This is a genomic window from Nocardia farcinica (assembly GCF_029867845.1).
In the GTDB taxonomy this organism is placed as follows: domain Bacteria; phylum Actinomycetota; class Actinomycetes; order Mycobacteriales; family Mycobacteriaceae; genus Nocardia; species Nocardia farcinica_A.
In genome coordinates, this window is record NZ_JARWRU010000013.1 from 1 (window position 1) to 1,699 (window position 1,699).

1 protein-coding gene is annotated in these 1,699 nt (G+C 67.7%); it reads right to left on the reverse strand.

Features of this window, described 5'->3' with window-relative positions; translation table 11 throughout:
* Positions 1–272: 272 nt before the first annotated feature.
* Positions 273–500, reverse strand: coding sequence for a hypothetical protein (locus QH283_RS00170; RefSeq protein WP_280500991.1), 228 nt, complete (start codon positions 498–500; stop codon positions 273–275).
* Positions 501–1,699 lie beyond the last annotated feature (1,199 nt).

Consider the following 1,699-nt stretch of genomic DNA (forward strand, 5'->3'; position numbering starts at 1 on the left):
GGTCGAACCTGAGCGGAGCGAGTGTTGGGCGGGGGGGGGCGGCGCGGCGGGCCCCGGGAACAGGGGGGAGGATGCGGGTGGGTGGGTGTCGGGGGGGGGGGGGGGGGGCGGCCCCCGGCCCGCCGGGGGGTGCCACGGCACCCCGGTGACGGCCGCCCCCCCGCGGCGCGAGGCCGGCGGCGCGCACCCCCCCCCCACCCCCCCCCCTGCCACCCTTTTGGCCCCCGCGGGGGGGTGGTACCCCCCCCCGGCGCTAGGGCGTGCGCCGCTGCTCAGCGCGAATGCAGCGTGAATTCCACGGTGTAGCGCACATTGCCAGGCGCGGTGGTGTGCCCATTGGTGGCCGTGAAGTCGCACTTGGCTTCCAGCTGGTACTCCCGATCCAGCTGGAGATCCGTCACCACCGAATGCCACCAGTAGTCCGCCGGGATCGACGGATGGAAATCGTGATACCCGCTCTTGCCGATCACCGAGGCGCCGCAGGACATCGGTCCCTGCACGATGGCTTGCACAGAAGGTGACAGCCGCAGAGACCAGATCAGCCGATTTCCGCCGTCCGCGTTCTGTACCGCGTAGATGACATCACCTGTGAAGGTCCCGTGCTGTCCCTCGTACAGATAGCTTTGGTCGCCTGGGTGGAAGTTGTAGATTCCGGGGACCGATCCCGGCTCCGCGACAGCCGGGGAGGCGTGCCCCAGAAGCGTTGCGGCACAGGCTGACAATGCAGCTGCTACGCCGCCTACCCTGTGTGCCTTCGTACGGAAACTGCTCGACATTCGTACCCCCCCTGAGGAACGTCTTCGATCTCGACATCGACGGGATCGCCTTCGGCCAGAGTGAGAACGTCCCCCTTGTCGACAGTGGACAAGTGGAACCAGGCCAGCGACCCGTCCGTCCGCGTCAGCACACCGGTGCCGTTGCGGATGTTCCAGCGGTAGACCGTCGCACGTTCCACAACCCGCCCCCTTCGCCGCACCGAGTGATCGACCAGACGGTGCAATCCTCGCACGGCCCGCAATTACTGGACAAGAAGAGCGTGCGGCCATCCCACTGTCACTCTCGCCCTGAGAGTGTGTCGGCGCCACTTCCGCGAGGACCTCGAACCTCCCCAGCCGGACGAACGGCCCTGGATGGTGCTCCCTGGCCTGTGCCAGTTGGTCGAACTGACGTGCTCGCGGGTGAGTAGGTCGATGCCGTGGGTGTAGATCTTGACGGTGTTTCTCCCGCTCGGCTCCACTTCGGCGTAACCGAGCAGGGGCGTGACACGCTGACAATGCCGTTTCGGCGAAGATAGTTGATAAATCCGGCTGTGCGACAGCGGCTCCGGGGCCTCCGTGAGGCGCGAGGAGATCGGCCTGCCACTCGCGCGCTGCTGTGCCATCATTCGCCTGTCGGCGAGACCGCAGTGACGACCCTACCGCTTCTCGGGCGCCTCGGACCTCCGATGTTGTGTGGCAGTTGCACAGACCTCCTTACCGCGGCCTGGCAAGAGCTTCGGATCGCCCGCCAGAATGGCCATTGTGCCTTGCAGGAAGCTTGCACAGACCTCGGCCTTGCTCGCTGTCCGCTCACCACCCGAATGTGCTTCAGAACACAGCCCAGAAGAGTTCGGGCGGGGGAGGGGGGGCGGTTTGTGGGGGGGTGGGAGAAACAGGGGGGGCGGGGCCCGCCGGGGGCGGGGGGGGGGGGGGGGGGGGAG